We start from the raw sequence: 19182 nt of genomic DNA, 5'->3' as shown, positions 1-19182 counted from the left end.
TCCGGCGGGGCGGCGGGCGGCGCCTGCACGGGCTGAGCCTCCCGTACGGGGGGCGGCGCCGCTGGGGCCTGCGTGATGCTCGGGACGATCGCGCTCTGGGCGGGGCTGGGCCGCTGATCGGCGGTCGGCCGGATGCTGACCGCCAACGAGATGGCCAGCGCCACCACACCCACCACGAACACCGATGTCAGTGCGCTGCCGACCAGCAGGAACGGCTTACGGCTCTCGTCGGCGGGCAGATCGACGTCGGCGGCGACGAAGTCCTCGGGCGTCGGCCCCGGATCGCTGGCAGGCCGCATCTGGGTGGCGGCCGCGGCCAGCCCCGCATAAGCGCCGCCCGCGGTGGTGCCGCCGTCGGGATCCTGCGAGTAGGCCAGCCCGACGGTCGACGCCTCGAGGGCCGGGGCGTGCGCCGATGCCAGCGCGGCGCCGCGAGCGAGTGCCAGAGCGGATTCGTCGGGTGCGCTGACGGGCAGCGACACGATGTGCTCGAGGTGCGCCTTGACCGAGGTGACGTCGACGCCCGAGCCGACGACGAACATGCCGTCCGGCGCGGAGTCCTGCGCGTCGACCGCGGCGGCCATCTCGGTGAGCACGGCCATCGCGTCGTCGCTGTGCAGGCTGCGGCTGAGCACCTTCACGACCGAGCCGTCGTCGGTCTGCACGACCGACAGCGTGGCGGTGTCCCGGTCGACGAACAGCAGGGCGGTGGTCGCGTAACCGACCGCCCGGCCGACGGCCTGGGCGAGCGAGGCGGCGGCGTGCCCCTCGGACACCAGCATGACGTCGTCGATACCGCGGGCGGTCAGCGTGTCGCGCAGAACCGACGCCTCGGCGTGGTCACTCCACGTGACGCCGATCGACTTCAGGTAATGGCCGCCCTCAGCCGCGCTCTCCTTGGTGCCGAGCACCGCGGCGACGACCTGGTCGGCCGCGCTCGAGGTTGCTGAGCCCTCGGTTGCGGTGATGTCGAAGACGTCGTGGTCGACGATCGCGCCGTCGGCCTTCTCCCCTTCAACCAGCACCATGCGGACCGTCGTAGGTGTCATCGACACACCCAGTACGATGTCCACCAGATCCTCCAAGTGTTTGCTACGCCTGCTCGTTCGCCATTGCGCAATCGACCGTCACGAGTCTCCAACTAGAACTTCATCGTCGCGACCAGCGCAGTCGTTACATCTCGACCGTGTTAGCTGTGCGCGGTGAAGCCCTGGCCGGATCGCGACGCACCGAATGCCCGCTGACGCCGGTATTTCGACCCTACTCGGATCAACGACAACGGGACATCCTCGGTTCATTCCCTCTTGCGATCGACCCGTCTCTTGCGCCGAGCGTGAAGACACCTTCACGTTCGACGCCGTGCGTGCAGACACCTTCACACCCGGCGCCGCACGGGCGCGACAGTCAGCGGGGGTCGGGGTGCTTGATGAAGTTCTGATACGACCGCGACGGGGTGGGGCCGCGCTGACCCTGGTACTTGGAGCCGGCCTGGCTGCTGCCGTAGGGGTGCTCGGCCGGACTGGTGAGCCGCAGCAGGCAGAGCTGGCCGATCTTCATGCCCGGCCACAGCGTGATCGGGAGGTTGGCGACGTTGGACAGCTCGAGGGTGATGTGGCCGCTGAAGCCGGGGTCGATGAAGCCGGCGGTCGAGTGGGTCAGCAGCCCGAGCCGGCCCAGCGACGACTTGCCTTCCAGGCGCCCGGCCAGGTTGTCGGGGAGCGTGCAGCGCTCCAACGTCGACCCGAGCACGAACTCACCCGGATGCAGGACGAACGGCTCGCCCTCCTTGGGTTCGACGAGCGTGGTGAGGTCGTCCTGGCGCAGCGCCGGGTCGATGTGGGTGTAGCGGGTGTTGTTGAACACCCGAAAAAGGTTGTCGAGGCGCACGTCGACACTCGAGGGCTGGACCAGGGTGTCGTCGAACGGATCGATGCCCATCCGCCCGGCGCTGATCTCGGCGCGGATGTCGCGATCGGAAAGGAGCACTCGCGCAGCGTATCGGCCCGTGGTGCTAACCTCACTAGCCACACCGCCGATGTAGTTCAATGGCAGAACATCAGCTTCCCAAGCTGAATACGCGGGTTCGATTCCCGTCATCGGCTCCACGAATCCTCAGTTCGGCGGCATAAAATGCTCACCCTGGCCACTCGTGATGGCCGATTCTTGACCGTTGTTTGACCGTTGCGCAGCGATGCCCATTGCAGAAATGGTTTGCTAACCGTCGGCCCCAACGCCGTGGCCATGGTTGACGTGTACGCCTATCGGGCACACAATGAATGCGTGGCTACGAAATCTGAGCGTTTCGCGGTGCGTCTGACCCCCGAGCAGGACGCACTGATCCGCCATGCCGCCGAGGTCGAAGGGCTCGACCTCACGAGCTTCACCGTGCGCGCCACCGTCGCACACGCCCGCGACGTACTCGCGGACCGTCGACATTTCGTCATCGACGACGCCGCGTGGACCGAATTCAACGCCCTGCTCGACCGACCCGTCCAGTTCAAGGAAACGTTGGCGAAGATGTTCGCCAAGCCGTCCATCTTCGAACGGGACGCATGACCGGCTACAGCACCCCCCGACCGATCAGCGAAATTGACGACGCCGCCACGTTCGACAGCGGCGAGCCCACCCTCGATGACTACCTCCGCAAACGCGCGCTGGCCAACCACGTCGGAGGCGCGTCACGCTGCTTCGTCACCTGCCGAGACGGCCGCATCGTCGGCTACTACGCGCTCTCGACTGGGGCGGTGTCGCACGCTGACTGCACCGGCAAGTTCCGCCGCAACATGCCCGACCCGATACCGGTGATCCTGCTGTCGCGCCTCGCCATCGACCGGAAACACCAAGGCTGCGGACTCGGCGAGAACCTACTCCGCGACGCCATCGCACGGAGCGTACAAGTCGCCCAAGACATCGGAGTCCGCGCCATCCTCGTGCACGCACTCCACGACCGGGCGCGCAGCTTCTACACCCGCTACCAGTTCGAATTGTCCCCCACCGATCCGCTTCACCTGATGCTGCTGATCAAAGACGCCAAGGCGAGTGTCCCGGCCCTGCAGGAAGATTGGGACACTGCTCGTCGCGAGCTAACCGAAGCGATGGTCGAGACCGGTGCAGATCGTGACCACCTCGAATCGCTGACCAATGAGCAGTTCCGCCGTCTGATGGCGATCATGGCGCTCACGCACGCCAACGAGTTGCGCAAACTCATGCCGGACGGCGCTGACGACGCGCTGGCCGCCGCTCGCGAAGCCACCGGATTCACCGACAAGGCACTGCGTTCAGTGACGCTACCTGACGGGAGTGCTCTCTTGATCGACGCCGACTGCGAGCACGCCGACGACGAGATCCACGACGCCCTCGAAGGCGACGACTAAGCGACAGCCAATGACCACCACCTGCTTCGGCATCGCCGCACTCGACGACGATGGCAAGCTCGTCGGCTACCTCCCATTCGATCCGGCCTGGCAGCCCGGAACGGGAGCTATCCGGCTGACCAAGGACCGGTCTAAAGCATGGAGATTCGCAGACAAGCTGACCGCCGACGAGATCGCGGACGTGATGAGTGCGACCTCCGGCCGCGGCGGAAAGGTTGACGTGATCGAAATAGACTGCGACGGGCCACCTCTCACCGTGACGCCACCCCGCACCCTGCAGTGAACACCAGAGAGGACTAGAAATGACCTACTATGGGATCGCTGAACTGGATCAGGACGGGAAGCCCGCTAGCTATCTACACGCGGTCGCGGCCAAAGAGTTCGCGCCGGGTCCCACTTATCGTCTGACAACCGAACTAGATCACGCATGGAGGTCCCACGACGCGACGGTCGCGCAAGCGCACGCTGACGCGTTCAGTTCGGCCGTCGGCAACCCGCACCTCACCGTCATCGAACTGCCCGCCGAGGCGTCATCTAGCTAGGTCTCCGCTGTTGTATTTCGGCGCTCATTGGGACTCACCGCCGACAAGCGGGTAACCAATCCCCGCCAACGGTTCCCACTAGGTGGCGACACATGGATTCGACCGCTGCGCTCGACTAGGTCGCCCCATCGTCGGATCTCGGACTAGTCGTATATGCGCAGCCCGCCACCGTCGCCGCCAGCTATACGCGGCATCATCGGCCTTGGAATACCACGAACCGGACCCGCTGCATTCCACTCCACGGCGCCTTCGAGCATGAAACGAACGATCACAAGCTTAGAGCAGTCAGATGACTACCCGCCGGCGGCGCCTACTCACTCATCACCGTCGGTTGTGTTTACCGTTGAAAGCAGCGTTAACAACGTTGCGAACGGGAAAGGGCCGCCGACATATCCCGCCGCGACTGGTACGCGCGTCACAAATAGCGGCCGGATTACGTATGATTCCGCGCCCTCAGCCCGGTCTGGAAGTCCAAGCGCGCGCGCCACCTCTGCGGCGTACGGCTGGAGGTCGTCGTATTTTCGTTGCAGCTGAGTTGCATAGCCCTTGTGTTTGCTGCCGTCAAGGTAGAAGCGATCTAGTGATCGACGAATCTCCGGGATCACGGCAACGTCCGAGGGGTCCTTCACCTCCAGAAGCCAGATGGAAGAGCAACCGGCTTTACCTGCTACCGCGTCGATTTCGGTTTGTAACGAAGGTACGTTGAGCCTTGCGGCTTTCGATTCCTTGACGCGCTCGATTACGGACCAATCGTCCTTCCGCAGTGTCGAGCCCACGAGACGTTCAAGTGCCTGGTTCCGTTCGTCACGAATTGCTTCTAGCGCCTTCTCGACCTCAACAGGCGGTTGCGGTTGCGCCCACGGGAGTTGGCCTTGCTCGAAATAGTGCAGGTAAACGGTCGCCGCGCCATAACACAGGTGCGGTGCGACGACGAGCTGGCCGTCGGACAATTCGGGTATCGGCTGGACCAGCAGTCTCCGCTTACGGCTTCTCGCGTGCCAGGGTTTCCAATCCTCCTGAGCGAGCTCGGCGCTCTTGCTAGTAAGCATGTCAATTGCGGCCATCGCCCTTTCCTCACCTCCATCTGTGTTCCGGAGGTGAGTGCTTTCGACGACGTGCTGGACGAGGTCGTCGCGACAAACAACGACGGCGTCTCCATCCGTGTCGCCCAGTGGCCATGCCGAGAGCGCAAATAGCGTCGCAGCGATCTCGGTTCCGGACGCCCCGAACTGATTGAACATGGCGCTGTCCAACGCCATGTTCAGATCGTTGGTGATCGGCTGGGCGTCCGGGAAGTCGTCGGTGTCGGGGCCATCGTGGCCGTGCCGGGATGACGATGATCCTTCGCCGGGCGGTTCTAAATTTGTCTCGCCGCTGATGTCTCTAGCTATATCGCGCGCTATACGTTCCTCGGCCAGTGCTCGGCCGAATGCGGGAACGTCCAGGTGATACGGAGATGCACCGGAGCCGCCATTGCCTTCCGTACTTTCTCCCGGGTCGAGGTCGGTTGTGATCTCGTATAGGTCCGAGACATCGATCAACGTCGGACTGAGCTGGTAGTGCACTCCTTCGCTGCGGTTGGTTGCTTGGAGGTATGCGTGCGCTGCCGCCAAGACTTCGCTCCATGCGATTTGGTCGACTGGCATCGCTCCGTCTGGAGCTGAACGTAGTGCAGATTCAACGGCGGTTTCGCAACAACGTCTCAGCCAGAGATAGTCGGCTTCGGCTTCCCGGTATCGCTCAACTGGGTCGAGACCGACATCCATCAAGGAAGCGGTTTGGCCTAGCTCCAGAAGCGCGCGATTCTTGTGGTTCACCGCGCGCTCTATCTGCTGCATGCCGAATTCGACCAACGTATCCATGGAATGCGCCGAGATAGCTTCGTCGAGCGCGGCCAGCGCCGCAGGTGCAAGTACGTCACGATCGAGGCTTTTCGCCTGATCGCCGGTGTAGCGGCCTGGCCTTAAGCCGGCATCGCGTACCGCCACGGCTATGCGTTGCTCGACCTGGGCGACTATCGCGTGATCGAGACCGATTGGCTGTGGCAGCTCATTTCTGACGGTAGGCAGGCTTGTGATCCGCACCGCGAACGTCGGTTTGGTTTTCCGCCAGTTTTCTTCAAACGCGTCAGCTACTTCAGTATCGACACCGACTGCAGTTACGAGATCGCTGAAAGCTGAAGCGAGTTGATTTCGCACCAACGTTGGATCGGCATCAGCGACGTTAGCTAACGTGCTCACCGACACGGCCAGACGAGCATAAACAACGTCGCCGTCATCGCTAGACTCTACCTGCCGATCGATCCAATGAAACGCACGTTCATCGATTGTCGGCCCGGGGACTAGGTCGATGTGGTAGCAGGACACATTCGTGTTGTCATGAATGCTCGTCCACACCGCTTCGTTGGCGTCGACTGCGGCCGCCACAGCGATGGAGAGTTCCCGCAGCGGGCCGACGAGCTCGTCATTCCACTCGCTGCGTATTGCGGTTACGGCTACCGGAACCGCACCTGTGTGAAGACTCCACCCGTCAAGACCCGGCCGCCTGTGCAATGGCCGGATAGGATCGTCTTCGTCTGATGCTGGCGTGTGATGCGCATACACGTAGACGGTGGGTGGCCCGTCGTCCCTTTCATCCATCCCCGCGAGTGCTCGTATCGGGGGCAAGCACAGCTTGAGTAATGCACGCTCAGTTGCCGAAAGACTAACTGCTCGGCGCCATTCGGCGGTGCCGGCGTGTGGTTCAACTACGATCAACGACGGCTGCTGACCACCTCTGTAAAGACTCTTGCCGTTCTTGCGCCAGGACTCCCAAACGTCGATCGCCTCGAAGACTACGAGAGGGGGGCGGTCGCCGCGCGCCATCTCGCGGCAGAACGTGAATAGGTCCGTCGGCCTGTCTGCAGTTAAACTCGCCCAACGCAGGTCATCCATCGACATCGCTGGAAGACCAATTCTCTGCGGAACGACGATGTGGTGCGGCGTTGCAGTTATGTGGAGTGGCACGATCTCAATTCGCGGGTCCAATTCCAAGCGACCAACCGACATGTCGACGTTCACCGAATCCGAAGTCTCTGAGGGAGTTTCACGAGACAGACGAAGCGCCTCGGGTAGATCGAACGCTTGAAGGTCGCTCAGCCGCAAGCCTGACGTTAGTTGCACCGCGACTGCGCGCCTGCCTGTAGTGAGCGACACCCATTGCACAGCATTGTCTCTCACTGGCACCGGCGTTGAATCCTCGTACTGAGGACCATAAATAGCGGTCCCGAAGGACCAAAGACTTCTGCGGACTTCCTGAGCTGCGAGTTGGGCAAACTTTGTCTGCGCTTCCTGTGAAATTGCAGCCTCGTGCGCCAGCTTTCCGATCGCATAGCTCAGTACTTCCGGAATAAAGGCTAGCGGTATCCAGTGCGCTTCATCGTCCTCGGTCCAGGGCAATCCGCGGACGCGAAGAAACCGGCCGAACGGACTCTGCGGGTGACCACCGGTGTAAGAAAAATCAGCGGCGTCACACGTGAGCCACTCAAGTGCCCTGACACTAGAATCAGTCGCCGTCAAGGCACTAGGCGTTCCAGCCGCAACGACCTCCCTGGCCGCCTCCACCTCAGCCTGGCTCAATCTTGATGTGCCCTCTTGAGACTTTGCGGAGTGCGGCCATGCCGGAGCCAACTGCTCCATAGCCCAGTCGATATAGGCGAGCGCAACGTCGAGAACATTTCTTACCCCGAAGCCCAATGTGTCGTTGAGAACCTCGTCGACGGCGTTCGCGACCAGCAGAGCCCTGTCTACATCCGCAATTGGGCGTTCTAACGTTCCGGGGAACAACCGAACGATACGTTCACCAAGGCGTACTTTGACGACGTCACGCGGGTCCTCCGGTAGGCAGTCCTCTTGGCCCAGCAACCAGGGCTCCTCCTGAACACACAGTTCCAGCAGCTGTTCAAGACTGTCCGCGTTCACACGCTTTCCAGTCCTTTGGTCTAGCGCCACAGTCCTCGCGACCAGATCCTGCACGCGAGGCCAACGCCGACGGACGCTGGGAGAAGCCCCCGCTGCGAAGAGCACCGTCCATAACTCATGCGCCGAGCATCGCGCGAGACGCCTTCGAAGTTCGGCACGTCTCGGACGACGCCCCTTAGCCATCTGTTCTGTTCTCCTCCTCTCGACGTCTCTCATGCCGAAGCTCGACCACTACGGTAGTTAAGCGCATTGTCGGCGGTGTGACTAATGAATTTGCGCTAGACGCAACCGGGGCTATGTTGGCTGCCGCCACGCGCCAGACTGGTCAAGAGCTGCACTGATATGCCTGCGGGGGACACCCGGCGTCCGCGGTACGTGAGCAGGCGACCGAGGCGCCGTGCGGTCATTTGTCACATGCTGCGTGTACGGTCATCCAAGCTCTGATCATCGATCGATCCGGAACCGAGCATCGGAAATATCCGCCACCAAATTGTGAAGCAATATGAATGAACCTTTTCTCAACGGCATCTCGACGATGCGCCTCGGCCGCGATGGGACTATGTCGGTCGCTTTTACGGATGGTCGAGTTATAGAAGCAACGCTCGGAAACAATCCGTTCGCACCGACTAGCGCCATTCGGGATACCACCTTCCACACGATGTCGTCCCAGCTTCACATACGAACCACGCAAGATCATGACATTCATTTCGAGCTACCCGCGGCCGGTGATCTGGCCCCGTTGCATGGTAGGCCCACAATCTATCTCGACCAAAACCACTGGAGCACGCTAACTCTTGCGATTCACCAGCCGGAGCGCGTCACAAATGCAGAAGAACTCGCCGCAGCTTCGCACTTCATCACCCTCGCCAATGCGAGAGAGATCGTGCTGCCGATGTCTGCAGCACACATGTCAGAAACATGCAAACAAGCAGACGTGAGAGAACGTTACAACAGGGGTCTGACAATTGCGCAGCTAACACATGGCTGGCAGCTTCGAGACCCGTTGCATATCCGACTCCTCGAGTTGCGACACGCGCTGGCGAGCCGCTACGGGAAACCTAGCCCCCTCAATCCGTCGGCAATCACGTTGGAGCCGAATGTTATCCACTCCGGCCGAGACACCGACCTCCCTCCGATCGGTGCCAATCTTCCGGCAGAGGCACGATGGATAACTCACGCACTCAGATGTGCTGCTGGAATTATCGACACGATGCTTGACGCGGAGGCTGTCCCCATAACCTCGAATCATGCGTGGACAGCGCAATTCCAATTGTTTGCAGACTTCTTGGGAGAGAACCCAACGGGCAGGGAGCTGAAACGCCGGCGAACTCACGCGAAGTTCATAGCCGATCTCGGTACGGAACTACCCAAGGCCGCCCATTCGGCTGGCATTACGCCGCAAGAGACGTCGGACTGGACCCGAAATTATAGCGAGCGTGATGTCCACGACATGCCAGCGCTCGGCTTGTATCGCGAGCTACTGCACGAAAAGCTCGCAGACCCCCAATTGCGCTGGCATGACAATGACTTGGTCGACATGATGTATCTCACCTGCGCGGCCGGATATTGCGAACACGTCGTCGCCGAGCGTGCCCATGCGTCGCATATCCGCAATGGACTGCGCCGCCTGGGCCGCAGCACTCAAGTGCATACGAACCTTCGCTCACTCGCAAGGGTTATCTAAGACCCACCTCGAGCACTCCTGCTGCATCGGGTACAGCCTCAGCGGGGCAACCGCCAAAGGCTGCTTTGCGAGCCGACCAACGACGTCGGCAGATTACGGCTGTTACACGATACCGATTGGGTGCCACGTCGAACCACGCCAAGTCGCCGACCGTCGGTAATCACCAGATCGTTTGTACGACAGGCACGTTCAACGGCTTCGCGCCTCATGCTGCGCTCGTTCGGCGCTTCTTGAGTGGTATATGAGGTTCGAGGCTCCACATCGAACTGATGGCGCTGGAGGATTTTTGGCGCTCGACTTCCTAAGGAACGCCGTCCTGTCCGCACAAATCACGATCCGTCTGCTCACCGACTCCCCCGGGTTTCCCCTTCGATGGCTGATTCGACCGGTGCAGGCAGTTACAAGTGCGCGTACTTGAGGTGGCAGCGTCGCGGCATTCACTGGTGGAGAAGTAGCGCATGCTGCAATGTGAGAGCTGGTTTACCCGCCGGAGCTTCCGGCTACATATCTGATGACTGCAAGTGCTTCAGGCGTGGCGGCCGCCAAGTCAGCGAGGAGGACGATCCAATCGTTACGCTCGTCGGGTGCAGCGGCGATTGCCTGCCGCGTTAACTGCTTGGCCGAATCGGGGTCACCTGCCACTTCTGCGCCGACGGCGGCGTATACAGACGCGCGTCCTGCGGATTCGGCCGACTTAGCCGCGGTGATACCGATGAAAGACACTGGTGTGAGCCATGTGCCGACATCCGGACGGCTGGCGATGTTGCGGAGGATTCCGTCGAACAACTCCGGTTCACGTAGCGCCGCGAAGACTTGTTCCAAGGTGCCAGCGCTATCCTCGAGTGCCGCCAAGCTGACCAATAAGCTTGCCTGGATGGCGTCCGGGGTGGCGTCGTCCGCATTCGCGGCCTCCGAAGCCCAAGACCTTATGCTGGGGTGTGTGAGATCATCAAAGTGGTCGCGCAGCATGTGTTGTTGTTCTTCGGTGTCCGCCGCCGCGAAATCTTCGAATAGTGCATATCTCATAAGAGACCGGTAGGCGTTTTCGACGCCATCTTTTCGCGCTATCGATAGGATTTCGCGGTATCTTTCGCCTTCTGCTTCGTCTTTTTCCAGAAGCGCTTCCTCGACTGCTGTGTTTGCGGACGGATTGAGCAGTTCATTGTTGGCGTTAAGGTAGTCGCGTTCCGCCCGATATGTCGGCGTTGCGATCCATTCGCGGGCGGCGCGTAGCAAGTCCCTATCTACTGTTAGCCAGATTGGTAGTGGTTCACCAGTGACTTCGATCCACGCTTCATCCCAATTGACCGGCGCGGCATTGCGGTGGTGCCGGGCAGCGTTGTGCGCGTTGACCATTAAGTCGCAGTCGCCAGTAGCTGCTTCGGTCGCTTGTGCTAGCCAAGCCGCGGCACGGTGGTCACCATCGGCCGCTGACCAAGCCCTCTGAATCAACAGCTCGGCCCGCGCATGAGGATCAGCTATATGCTCAGCGGCTTGATCCCAGAGCTCATCTACCGCACTGGGATCACCCTCGAAGGCGCGTACGTCGCGGTCCAAATTCGATAACGCTGCCGCGAGGCCACGCAGATGTACAAGATCGTCCACAACCAGTTCGAGGTATAGATCAGCGGCCTCTTTAGCTGCGCTCAGGGCCTCGGATTGTCCAAGTTCACTGCGGAACGCGCCGAGGTTGGCCAATGCACCGGCGAGATGGGGCTTTTGCGCCGGGTCGGCCGCCGTGAGCTCACGTAGGTAGCCAACCGCTTCCGTGGTCGCACTCAGAGCCTCGTTCGGCCGGCCGAGCGCCCTGCTAAGAGTTCCGAGGTTCGCCAATGCAGTCGCCAGCTCGGAATTGTTAGCCTGGTCGGCTGCTGGGCGCGACCTTAAGTAGTCAACTGCGTGCTCCGTCGCGGCGAGTGCGGCCTCGGTTGCGGTCTGCGCGTCGGCGTTTCGGCCGAGCACAGTAAAGAGATCGCGGAGCTTTATCCACACCATCGCGAGGCGAGGAGACTGAGACAGGTCAGTTGCGGCCAGCTGTTGCAAATACCGCGCGCCTTCTCTGAGCGGCACCACCGCTTCTCCAAGACCCCCCAATTCGCTGTAGCGGAGGCCCAGCGTTATTAGGGCTGACGCGAGATTGGGCAGGTGAGCTGGGTTGGCGGCTGCCAGTCGACGGCGCAAAATAACGACCTCGTGGGCGACGGTAAACGCTTCGCCCACGCGACCCAGCTGACTGTAGTCGGACCAGAGATTCGTCAAAGCGGTTGCAAGTTCGGCTGCGACCGAGGGATTTTGGCCAATGACCCGGCGATAGATGCTTACGGCTTCTTCGATCGGTTCCACCGCATCAGGAAGTCGGTCCAACTCGCCGTAATACACGCCGAGGTTTGTCAAGGCTGAAGCGAGGCTGGGCATCTGAGCCGTGTTTGATTGAGTCAACTCGCGATACAGCCCGATGGCTTCCTCCGTGGACTCTACAGCGTCGTCGGGCCGCTGCGATGCACTGCAGAGTGCGCCGAGATTGAGCAACGCTGAGGCTAGACGTGGAATTTCGGCGGGGTTATCAGTAGCCAGCTGGCGCCTCAAGGTAACGGCTTCCTCGGCGGGCTCGACGGCGTCGGCGTGTCGGCCCAATTCGATATAGAGCGGCCCGAGGTTGGCTAAGGCCATAGCGAGACGCGGAACATGGGCGGGGTTCGTTTCCACGAGGTCGCGTAGATTGGCGATACCTTCCTCTGAGGCTTCGCGCGCATCACCGAGCCTTCCCAAATCGCGATAGCGAACTCCAAGGTTTACCAACGCGGTCGCTAGATCAGGAAGATGACTGGCGTCCGCTTCGACCAGTGTTCGAAAGTAGGCAACAGCCTCCGCGGAGGGTGCCAGTGCCTCCTGAGGGCGCCCCAATTCCCGGTAGCGAACGCCGAGATTCATCAATGCAGTAGCGAGGCGCGGCAGCTCGGCAGGGTTCCTCATTACCAACGCGCGCGAATACGTAACGGATTCAACCGACGGGCCAAGAGCATCGTGCGGTCGGCCGAGTTCGCTGAAGTAGATGCCAAGATTGATGAGGGCAGATGCCAGATCAGGCAAGTAGGCGGGGTTGCCGGCGGCCAACTCCCGATACGCCGTGACTGCCTGTTGGGCAAGAGCCAACGCCTCGCTTTGGCGGCCCACATCACGGTAATTGAGGCCTAAGTTGTTGAGTGCCGATATGAGGTGAGCAACAAAAGCGGGTTCGACGGCCGCCGCGTGCCTGAACAACCTCACCGCTTCCTCCGAAGAAGCCAGTGCATCGTCGAGATTGCCCCATCGTCTGAAGGTTTCTGCAACCTCCAAATCGGCTTGTGCAACGCTTGGGAGCAAGCCGGGATCTAGACTGGCCAAGCTGCGCAGACGGGTGATCCCGTTTGGACCGTCGGCGGCCGCGTGACGATGTGCGTAGCGCCAGAGGTAAGTAGGCGCGTCCGCACGGTATCCATCCTTCACCAGACCCTCGTACCGCTCGGCCAACGCAGACCATACCGTTGCCGCTGCTGGCTCAAAGGGTTGCTCGGCTGTGCCGAGGTATTGAGGCCGCAGGTAATCAGCGAGGCTCTGATGGGCAACTCGATACACCGCGGTTCCGGCTTCTCCGTCTTGGACGACGTAGCGGCCCAGTTGATCCAATACCCAAGTGATGTGATTTGCGTTCAACAGCACGCCGGTCAGACTCGCGGCCACCGCCAGCCATTCGTCCTCAGGGAAGCCGGCTCCAAAACCCCATGTCAGGGCGGTTAACATCGTGCGCGCCAGCTGCACCGGTTCTCGGTCCTCTGGCGAGTTCACATCGCCAGCCGCTACTTGTGCTAAGTCAACGTTGAATGCGGTCTCAATTGAGTCGGCTAATTCCTCGTGCCAATTGGGCCTCGAGGTGTTGATAGGCGAGGCCGCCAATTGATCGACAAGAATTCGCGTTAGTAGGAATGACCCTTGGTCGGTCGTAGCACGCTCGACGAGTTGATCGCCGACTGCGTTGGCGTCCATGTCGACTGAGCGGTCGGCGAGCCGGCGGATAGCGTAGGCACGAATCGCCGTCCGCTGCGATTCTTGGTGAGCGGACAAATCCAAATTCATTATCGCGATCGGGTCGAGCACGTCCAGCAGTAATTCCGTTGAATCATCCTGCAACTGAGTCGGCTCATCGAGCAACAGCGGCAACGTTCTATTCCGAGCCAATGGACGACATGTCACGACGATGACGGCAAAGGGGGCTAGCCGTCTGAGTAGCTCCTCGGCGATAGAGAACGCTTCGTCACGAGCCTCATCGAGACTGTCTACGAATATCACTGGCGGCTTACCACCTTGTGCACGCGCGTGCTGCAATTCAGCCACGAGCGCCGTCGGGCCGCGGCGGCCGCCGTCGGCTGGCGAAAGTTCGGGCGGACATAGTTGACCGGATTCTGCGGTGGTCTGGTCTGGCCCCCCAGTCAATTGGTCGTCGATAAGTTCGGCGACACCGCGTGCAGTCAAACCGCGCGCCTGGACATAGGCATGGACTGAACATTGTCCGGGATCGCTGTGGCTCCAGCCGCCCCGGCGAAGGAGGCGAGCGCGCTCAATGGGGTTGGATAGCGCCGCTACGCGACCGATTATCGTGGACTTACCGGTGCCCGCGGACCCGGTGACTACCCGAATTCCTTCATTCTTGTCACGCACCCACTCGACGACTCGATCGACCTCGTCGACCCGTCCGCTGAACAACGACTGTTCATCTGCATCGCCTTCGCCGCGGGCCGCCAGAAGCAAATGCTCCACTACCTGCTCTGGGGTATCTGGAGCCCATAAAGGATTGGGCAGCATCGAGAATCGTCGACCCTGGCTGCGGAACTGGGGTATCTGGTCTTCGTCTTCCCACTCCTCGACGATCGCGGCGCCCAGGTCATCGCCGAATATCCATTGGTTTTGATGTGACCAACGCCGTTGCATTTCCGGCGATCTTGGACCTGCGGTCAGCAATCGCTCCAATAGCGATCCGAAGGCGCCGTCGCGAGCGTCGTCTCCTGCTCGGCACGACACGACGATCCCGAACCAAACGCGTTTGCTCTCAGGCGGATACTCCGCTAACAACGACGACGCGACCCGCGTTGCGTCTTCCAGCCCCTGCCCCGCATTACAGCAATCAATTAATAGCAGCAATTGCGCGGCGCCTGATTCCGCACAACGGCTCACGACTTCAGTCGCTAGTACTTCGCCTGTCTTCGCCTGCAACCACAGTTGCTGGCCCCTTGCCTTCCCGTGGCCCGACCACAACAACACCAGCGCCCCGGGCCGCGTGTTGGGGAGCGTGTTGAGGTGCTTCCGGATCTGTTCGTCAGTCCCATTAATTACGGGCTCACCCACAAACGCTGGGCTTAGTCGGCGAGCGACAGCCTTAACCTCCCTCTCCGCATACTCCAACTGGTCCAACTCTGATGCGTCGTAAAGATCAACTCCTACCCCAACAAATCTGCCCGGTTTCATGATGATGGAGCGTTGGTTTCGGTTTGCCAGACAAGGATGGCAGCACCGACAGGCGTTACCGGTGATCCTGGTGCTGTGCCCGTGACGCGCAATTGATACGCTCCCGGCGCCTCGGGGTGGAACGTGGTTTCGAGGTGCCGACCGCGGATGGTGGGAGTCCGACGGACCAATCGCGTAGTTTTCAAAGAACTTTCGGGTTCTAATTCGATCTGCACAGCAGGAACGGGTTGGTCTTCGCCCAGCTCGATATCGACGGTGACGGTGACGGGCTCGCCCAAGACCACTAGTTCTGGAGTATTGACACGAATCGGCACGCTCCCCCCGGCTCTTCGCTTGACTGGGACCGCGGTTATGACCGATTCAATTTCGTCGAGCACGTAGGGATTGTCTTGCAGGTGGCCGTGACGATCGACGACGCGCGAAATGAAGGGCGTGTCCATTGGTAGACCTTCTTTGATTGCGCCGGCCATCGGTACAGTAGCGTCGCCGTAGTCGTTATCTCCGCCGATTGTGCTTAGCACCTCAACCCCATTGCTAGTCAAGCGGACTGTAGTGCTAGTGGATTGCCGGGTGCCAACGATTACATGAGTCGTTTCCATGCTGGCCGGCCGAGCGGCCTCAGCCGCTGCGAGATCCCGATAAAACCGATTGCTATCCGCCAGCATGGCGGTGTCGAGGCCGGGCATGTTGATCTCATCGAGCCGATGCAGAGACCCGCTGCGGTCGATACAAGCGTAGTCAGGCAGCAATTGATAAGAAGACGGCAGGCTGCGCGCGAAGGAGGTCAGGTCGACGCTGAGCGGTCCGAGTGTACGACGGACGCCGTTGATGAGTTGGTCGATTGTCTTCGCGGCTCCACGGTGCGGGGTGCCAAGCGTGACGAGCTTTCGGGTAACCTCCGCGCCGCCGCATTTCTCGATGTACCAGCGGGCGATGAGTCCGCCCATAGAGTGGCAAACAAGAACGAGCTGGGCGTCATTCCGTGACGGATCGCTGTCGCGCCATTGTCCAAGTTCATCGCCGACAAGGTCGGCAAGGCGTTGTCCGTTGTACCGGTTGGACAATCGCCAGTCGTAGGGAAACGACAGCAGTTTTCCGATCTTGCCGGCAAGCCGCATTACCTCTAGACGCTTCAGCAGAACGGAGTAACCATCGACTGGCGACCACAGCCCTGGAATGCTATGCAAGTCGGGCATGATCGCCACCGCCTCCACTCCATCATCAGGGTGGTCATCGCCTATTCCCGTCGGCAGTTGCAATTGCTTGAGGCTACGGCCGAACGTCCGAATCGCCCCCAGGAGCGCACCTGCGGAGGGTTCCCAAACGGGTTTTCCATTGTGCGTAAGGGTGCTGCCGGTAATGCCAGGTACAACCACTACAAGATCGGTGCTACTCAATTTCGCCTGCCTTCGGAAGTGGATGTTCCGGGGTTCCTGTGGTGTGGGAAGCACAGCTCAAAGCCGTCGCTATTGCGCGACTCACCTTTTGCAATCGCCGTTGGCGTCACGCATGCCCCCATACGCCCACTTGCAACCCCTCCGAACATAGTAAGGCGATGTACGCAAGCCGAGCGTCGCGACGCGTTACTCAAAACGATGGGCTCTAATGATTACTCGGCACCTAGGATGGCCGACCCATGCAACGTGATAATTTCTGGCGGTCGTTGGTCAGTAGGTACTGACTTGGGGTATTAGGTGCTTTTGCGTGACCTCGGCCCCGCCCGAAGGTGACGCCGATCTGGACCCCGATTGGCACGGGCAGGTCCAGGTCGGCCAGTTCCGTTCCCTCCGGGCGACGAGCACATCTGCGGGGCCGAGTCTCCTAGCCCCCGCAGGGAGATCCGGATGGCGTGGGCGAGGCGGTCGGCGGCATCGCTATCCCAATTCATCGCTGATCGTCAGTGCGCCGTCGGGTGTTTTGGTCCAGCCACTCCAGACGTCACACCAGCGATATAGCACCTTGCGCCCGGCCTTGATGAACTTCGGTCCTGTGCCGAGATAGCGCTTCTGTGCCAGAATCGACGGTCGTGTGCAGGTACTTGGCGACGTCGGCGGGCGTGCCAAGCTCCGGCAGAACCGGCGGATTACTCACTGGCGTCTTGCATCCATTTCTCGACATCGGCGCGGCGGTAGAGCACACGGCGACCAAGTTTGAATGACTTCGGCCCACTATGGCCAACCGACCGCCACCACCGCAGCGTGGCCGGCGTCAGGCGCGTCATCTCAGCAACCTCGTTCACCGTGAGAAGGTCGCTGCCTGACTGCTTGCCCGCGGAAGAGGCTGGTGTCGCTGGCCGCGATTCGAGGCTCTGCGCGATAGCGAGCAACGCATACGTGCTTGCGAGCTTCCACGGCGAGGTGTGGCCTGGGTCGATCCGGTTGGCAGCCTCTAGCGCTTTCTCATACCAGTTCATCCCTGCACCGCCGGTTTCTCCCGTCTCCGAACTTGCCGGGGACACTATCTGAGCAGTGCGGATGCAGCGTTTGCAAGGTACGTGCAACTGCGTGCAGCCGGGTCGCTTTACCCTTCTGGCTGGCACACGCGGCCCTTAGCAGGGCTATGGCTGATGGAGTATCGGCGTGCTCGCCTGCTCAAGGGGACGCGGCGGTCGACACGATGGCGATATCCTGCGCTCCGTGCAAGGCAGAGAACTCGGGCCAAATGGTTTGAAGCCTATCCGGGCTTAGACGTACATCTTACTTGGCGTATTTGCGTTAATTGCTACTACAACAGCAATCGTCGTTCTGTTATTGGTGGCCAATGGGTCGACCGGGGATAAGGCAGCTGCCCGAATTGATGCAATTAGAACGGGCCTCGCCATCGGGGCCGGAACCGGTGGAGCGGCTGCGCTCGCCCTTGCAACACGCCGGCAATGGCTGAGCGAGCGCGCACAGGTCCACACCGAATCCGATGCCTCAGAACGCCGAGTAACCGAAATTTTCAACCGCGCGGTCGAGCAACTTGGCCACGAAAAGCCACAAGTTAGACTGGGCGGATTATATTCGCTTGAGCGGCTCGGAGTAGCCGCCCGAGGCCAGCGCCAGGCAATCGTCAACGTCATTTGTGGATAGCTGCGGATGCCGTACAACGCACCATATGTGCCGTCCGCCGATCACGTGTTCGAAGTTGATCGAAAGAGTGCGGGATCGCCACGCTCTATCCGGCCCGACGCACGGCGACAAGACGAGGAAGCAAGGCGGGAACTTGAAGTCCGCCAGACGGCGCAACGGATACTCGCGGAGCACTTGTCGAAGGACGACGCCCGCGGCTGGAGGGCTTTGGACGGTGGCGCACTGCACGTATCGCTGCGAGGAGCAACGCTCGTTGACTTTGATATGTCTTTGTGCAAGATGGGGGCCGCAGACTTTCAATATGCCCGGTTTGTCGGAACAACGCACTTCGAAGGGTGCGAGTTCGTCGGACAGACCCATTTTGATTCGGCGGTGTTCAAAGGCCCGTGCTGGATCGTTTTAGCCGATTTCCAGATGGCGCATGGTTCGACGGCGTTGAGTTCACGGATTTTGCTTGGTTCGATGAAACAAAATTCGCAGACCACGTCCGCTTTCCCAAGGCCGAGTTCCGCGACTACGCTTTCTTCGGGAATGCACTCTTCGAGGGTATGGCGTGGTTCGGAGACGCCCGATTCCATGGCGGGTTGACGTTCGAAAATGCAACATTTGTGCCGTGTTCGCCGCTGGACAAACTGGATTTGCTGAAAGCGCTAGTAAAACAAGAGGCTGCCGATGACGCCTGTGCACCCAAAGGGTGGCGGTTGTCGCAATCAGGAGTCGATGGTTGGTCTACGTTTGAAGTCATAGGCTTGGACAGCACGTCGGCGGACGCCTCTACGGAAGATCCTCTACCGCCTGAACGAACGTGACAACAAGCGGTGACTGCGCATACTGTGCGCTCGGAGGCCCAGTTACACGAGTTGATTTGCGGTAGTGGTGATGGTCACACGCCCGGCTGTGTGCTCTTACGGGTGATGATGTAAACGGGCACAGGCGCCTGCGTCGTACGGGCGCAGGTTTGCTCCGACTGACCGCGTTTCGACCGTCATCAGGGGCCTACACGGCTAAGTCGCAACCCAACTGACGTCTGCGGAAATCGGCTACAAGTAGCCC

Annotated in this window: 10 protein-coding genes, 1 tRNA gene and 1 pseudogene; 6 read left to right on the top strand and 6 right to left on the bottom strand. The window is 60.7% G+C overall.

The genetic code is table 11. The features are described 5' to 3' along the window. A partial coding sequence (locus H7I41_RS04005; RefSeq protein WP_264011270.1) for a DUF7159 family protein occupies positions 1 to 1073 on the bottom strand: 1073 nt, incomplete at its 3' end. A 331-nt stretch (positions 1074 to 1404) separates the two neighbouring features. Then, on the bottom strand, positions 1405 to 1986 hold the full coding sequence (gene dcd / locus H7I41_RS04000) for a dCTP deaminase (RefSeq protein ID WP_264011269.1): 582 nt from the start codon (positions 1984 to 1986) through the stop codon (positions 1405 to 1407). A gap of 45 nt (positions 1987 to 2031) precedes the next feature. Here dcd and H7I41_RS03995 point away from each other — a divergent pair. From H7I41_RS03995 to H7I41_RS03980, 4 genes and pseudogenes are all read left to right on the top strand, one after another. Further along, positions 2032 to 2105 (top strand) — tRNA-Gly (locus H7I41_RS03995). A gap of 175 nt (positions 2106 to 2280) precedes the next feature. Then, positions 2281 to 2556, top strand: a complete 276-nt coding sequence (locus tag H7I41_RS03990) for a type II toxin-antitoxin system TacA family antitoxin (RefSeq protein ID WP_264011268.1) — start codon at positions 2281 to 2283, stop codon at positions 2554 to 2556. Further along, positions 2553 to 3044 (top strand): annotated as a pseudogene (locus H7I41_RS03985) (GNAT family N-acetyltransferase); the annotation flags it as partial. The gene H7I41_RS03990 and the pseudogene H7I41_RS03985, both read left to right, overlap by 4 nt. A 340-nt stretch (positions 3045 to 3384) precedes the next feature. After that, positions 3385 to 3657, top strand: coding sequence for a hypothetical protein (locus tag H7I41_RS03980; RefSeq protein ID WP_264011267.1), 273 nt, complete (start codon positions 3385 to 3387; stop codon positions 3655 to 3657). Between the two features lie 573 nt (positions 3658 to 4230). Here H7I41_RS03980 and H7I41_RS03975 read toward each other — a convergent pair. Further along, on the bottom strand, positions 4231 to 7875 hold the full coding sequence (locus H7I41_RS03975; protein ID WP_264011266.1) for a hypothetical protein: 3645 nt from the start codon (positions 7873 to 7875) through the stop codon (positions 4231 to 4233). Between the two features lie 502 nt (positions 7876 to 8377). Here H7I41_RS03975 and H7I41_RS03970 point away from each other — a divergent pair. Continuing rightward, positions 8378 to 9559: a hypothetical protein gene (locus H7I41_RS03970; RefSeq protein ID WP_264011265.1), complete on the top strand. Its 1182-nt coding sequence runs from the start codon at positions 8378 to 8380 to the stop codon at positions 9557 to 9559. A gap of 480 nt (positions 9560 to 10039) precedes the next feature. Here H7I41_RS03970 and H7I41_RS03965 read toward each other — a convergent pair whose 3' ends face one another. The 3 genes from H7I41_RS03965 to H7I41_RS03950 all read right to left on the bottom strand — a co-directional run bounded on the left by H7I41_RS03965 (position 10040) and on the right by H7I41_RS03950 (position 17471). Then, positions 10040 to 14938 (bottom strand): tetratricopeptide repeat protein, encoded by a 4899-nt coding sequence (locus tag H7I41_RS03965; RefSeq protein WP_264011264.1) that lies wholly within the window; start codon positions 14936 to 14938, stop codon positions 10040 to 10042. Between the two features lie 116 nt (positions 14939 to 15054). Beyond that, positions 15055 to 16317, bottom strand: coding sequence for an esterase/lipase family protein (locus H7I41_RS03960; protein ID WP_264011263.1), 1263 nt, complete (start codon positions 16315 to 16317; stop codon positions 15055 to 15057). Positions 16318 to 17141: 824 nt separating this feature from the next. After that, entirely contained in the window at positions 17142 to 17471 is a 330-nt protein-coding gene (locus H7I41_RS03950; RefSeq protein WP_264011262.1) for a helix-turn-helix transcriptional regulator, read from the bottom strand. Between the two features lie 1044 nt (positions 17472 to 18515). On the opposite strand from H7I41_RS03950, the gene H7I41_RS03945 reads away from it, so the two are divergent. Then, complete coding sequence (locus H7I41_RS03945) at positions 18516 to 18938, top strand: pentapeptide repeat-containing protein (protein WP_264011261.1); 423 nt, start codon at positions 18516 to 18518, stop codon at positions 18936 to 18938. Positions 18939 to 19182: the final 244 nt, after the last annotated feature.

Origin of the sequence: [Mycobacterium] manitobense, from assembly GCF_025821665.1 — a bacterium.
Classification (GTDB): domain Bacteria; phylum Actinomycetota; class Actinomycetes; order Mycobacteriales; family Mycobacteriaceae; genus Mycobacterium; species Mycobacterium arseniciresistens.
Note: the sequence above shows the minus strand (reverse complement) of the source record. Positions and strands in the feature narration are given on the sequence as shown.

Excerpts from the sequence above, each read along its gene's own strand:
- H7I41_RS03950 (WP_264011262.1), bottom strand. The coding sequence starts at position 17,471 with ATGAACTGGTATGAGAAAGCGCTAGAGGCTGCCAACCGGATCGACCCA.
- H7I41_RS03970 (WP_264011265.1), top strand. The coding sequence starts at position 8,378 with ATGAATGAACCTTTTCTCAACGGCATCTCGACGATGCGCCTCGGCCGC.
- H7I41_RS03980 (WP_264011267.1), top strand. The coding sequence starts at position 3,385 with ATGACCACCACCTGCTTCGGCATCGCCGCACTCGACGACGATGGCAAG.